Source organism: Candidatus Peregrinibacteria bacterium (assembly GCA_030700255.1).
In the GTDB taxonomy this organism is placed as follows: domain Bacteria; phylum Patescibacteriota; class Gracilibacteria; order UBA1369; family JABINC01; genus JABINC01.
In genome coordinates, this window is sequence record JAUYJN010000031.1 from 1 (window position 1) to 3,052 (window position 3,052).

A 3,052-nucleotide genomic window follows, 5' to 3' on the forward strand; every position below is an offset into this window, starting at 1 on the left:
TGTTGAGGCGCTACAAACTGATTTCGATTTCGCAATGGAAGAATTATTAAAAATAAGAAGAGAAGAAGGTGAGGTACATATAGCCGCTGGCGTGCCACTTCAAAGTGAAGTGAAAAAATTATACAGCTGGGCGCACCAAGCCGGACTTACCGTTCCGAAAGAATACATTCCATCCTTCGAAAGGACAGTAATGAGTAGCACTATGAGTATGGCGCCATTAACAATGATGGAGATCCCAACTATTGCGGACATCTCAGACCAAACCTCTGGCCCCTTTCAAACCATTGGGCCGGAGGATGAGAAATAAGCTATTTCTTAGATAGAAAAATTTTTCCTTTGACTTTCCCTGCTCTTACTTTATTTGTAATAGTGTACACGAACCGCGAAATAATAAACAAAACGCCCCTTTTGCAAAGGGGCGCTCATTTCGATACCAATTAAATCAAAAGCCTAGTAATCACCATCAACATCAACATAGCCATTCGATCCTCCATTACTACCACCTCCACCATATGGAGTAACCATTTGAGGTGCGACCATTATCGGCTGAGAAGTTAGTGCAGCAGGGGAATTGTAAGACTGAGGATTGTAAGCCGGAGGAGTGGTATAGTTATAAGTAGGAGCGGCTGTCGGAGCTCTCCTTAATTTGCCGGCAAGATCCGCAGAATTACCATCCATACTATAAAGAGCAACTATAAGTAGCGCCCCTGTAAGCAGTCCGAGCCAAAAAAGAACGAAATATTGATTCTTCCTTTGTGTTTGTATTCGTTTCATAACCTTTTGTTGGTTAATAAATAAATAATTTTTGTTTATATAACTTGAAAATATCCTTTCAAATCACTAAATTATAACATAATGAACGTTTTATGGCAAGGGATTTGACTTTTCTTTATAGAAAATAATTAGACCACCTTGTCAAGAAGTGCTGATTAATATATACTTACGAACCAATAATTTAGGCTATATGACTGGAAAAGGTCCACAGGAAAAAGGCGCTGATACCGGGCAAAGAAGAACCCTCGACGGAAGAGTTCGTGGCGAAGCGGATTCTACTCAAGCACGGCCTATTCTTGATGAGGTTTTTATGGGCGAAAGGGGCGATCTGCAGAAAACTTTAAGCCCAATTCAAACACACCAAACGCCAAGCTATGCGGCACTGGAATTTATCAATGGCGTCAATAGAGATAGATTAACTCCTCACGGAGGCGCAAATATATCAAGAGCTTGGCTCGAAACCATAGCGCATCAAGATGGTTCTATGAATAGTATCGTTGAATGCTCTCCAGGGCGCATATATACATCCATCGATTTCGTTGGTTCAAGCATAACCCAAAGAGCTGTTTTTGATGATAGATGCCCTGCCAGCCTTCGGGCAAAGTTTATCCATATAATACAGGAAGGTATCAATACGATCACAACAATAGTTGAGAATTTTCATGGCAGCGTAGATGGCTTCCAAGGTGATGAGGTGACGGCGAATTTTCCAAATATGCATCTTGCGTGCATGGCAAGTCTTGCAATAAAAAATGTAATGGAGCCAGTCCTTGAAGCTCTTCGTAAATTAACAAAAGAATTCAATGAAAATCATGCCGGAAAAGGCGAAAAATATAAAGTGGTAAGTGGTCTACGTATCGCCCACGTGTCAGCTCAAGGATTGAATCTAAGGACTCACAGACGTGTCAGTGGAATGATAACGAGAGGTCGCGCGCTCAAAGATTCAAAGGAATTTGAGGTAAAAATCAAAGAAGGAGAGGGGAGTCTTAATTTAAATACAACAAATATCCATGTAGAAAATGATCAAATAAGTCATCTAACAAAGGCCGAGGAGGATTTTGATAAAATTGCAAGCAATTTTGCAGGGGCCAGATTAAGAATACCTGAAGATAAAATCTCCACCATAGGTGAGGAAATACCAAATATAACACAGCTTCCAAAGAACACAGAAGCCAGCAAGCATCCAAGTACAACCCTAGGAGTACCATTTTGTATATATTTCCCAACTCTAAACGACGAGACGAGTAATGAAGAATACGACAGATTGGTGGGTAAAATTATTACCGTCATGGAAGAATACCAATGTGGGGACATAAAAGCGGTTATGGAAGGTAATGGGTTTTTTACAACATTTGAAACGGGGGATGCGGAACTACTAGCAGCTAGGGCTCTCCAAGCTGTAAGGGCTGCAATAGAAGAGTTTAATCGAACGAACGGGGAAGGCCACAAAGCTGTCTGCGGAATCGGTAAAAAAGGTCGCATGATACGTTTTCGTGCAGGTAACGAGGATAGGCATGAGCTTACCAGAGTTGGACTTGTCGTTCATGAGCTTTTTCGCGCAATGGGAGTTGGTATAGATATGTCTCAAGCTAAAGGTGGGCAGTCTGTAGCTGTTGGTGTGGCCGCCAGAGATAAACTCGACGAATATTGTATTCTTGGTGACACAGGGGATTATGCAACTAGAAATATGGACATAACTGTCACAGAATTAAAAGAAGTTAAATCGAAAAAAAGAGTGCATATATTTAAATCGGCAGAGGGCGTAAGGCTTATTGGAGCTTCTCCAGCTAAAGCACTTGAAAAATTAAATCAACTACTTAATAAAAAAAGAGTTATAAAAATGCGAGGGTCTTCACCTGTAAATGAGCTTATCTTACGTAAAACACTTGAAAGGGAGGATGCTGATTCACTCTGTATAGTAAGTCCAGAGGGGCAAGACGCATTTGATCCATATCAAACTTTATATCAAATAATTGAACAATATTCAGAAGGGCTTAAGGAGGAAAAGGCTGAATTATATGCAAGTATTAGCGATGGAAACGACTTAGAGGTAGAAGCTAAATTGAAAATTTGTCTTGAAAAAATTGGAAAAAACCTGCCTGGCACTCTGAATATTTGCATACTCGGTGCGGAATCAATGGATGAGGGGTCAAGATCTGTGTTAGAAGGTGCTATAAGTAAGATGGGGGAATCTGAAATCAAACTTATAATCGTTGGAAGTAACATAGAAAGCCCTAATATTTCAGAGGAAGAGACCTCCTTAATCTCCAAAGAAGAG

Annotated in this window: 3 protein-coding genes; 2 read left to right on the plus strand and 1 reads right to left on the minus strand. The window is 40.5% G+C overall.

Annotation, left to right across the window (positions count from 1 at the left end; all coding sequences use genetic code 11):
- A partial coding sequence (locus tag Q8P68_03910; GenBank protein MDP4008309.1) for a hypothetical protein occupies nucleotides 1-307 on the plus strand: 307 nt, incomplete at its 5' end.
- A gap of 143 nt (nucleotides 308-450) precedes the next feature.
- Here Q8P68_03910 and Q8P68_03915 read toward each other — a convergent pair.
- The gene (locus Q8P68_03915; GenBank protein ID MDP4008310.1) at nucleotides 451-774 is read right to left on the minus strand and encodes a hypothetical protein; all 324 of its coding nucleotides are present in this window, start codon (nucleotides 772-774) and stop codon (nucleotides 451-453) included.
- Nucleotides 775-964: 190 nt separating this feature from the next.
- On the opposite strand from Q8P68_03915, the gene Q8P68_03920 reads away from it, so the two are divergent.
- On the plus strand, nucleotides 965-3,052 hold a 2,088-nt coding region (locus Q8P68_03920), incomplete at its 3' end, for a hypothetical protein (GenBank protein ID MDP4008311.1).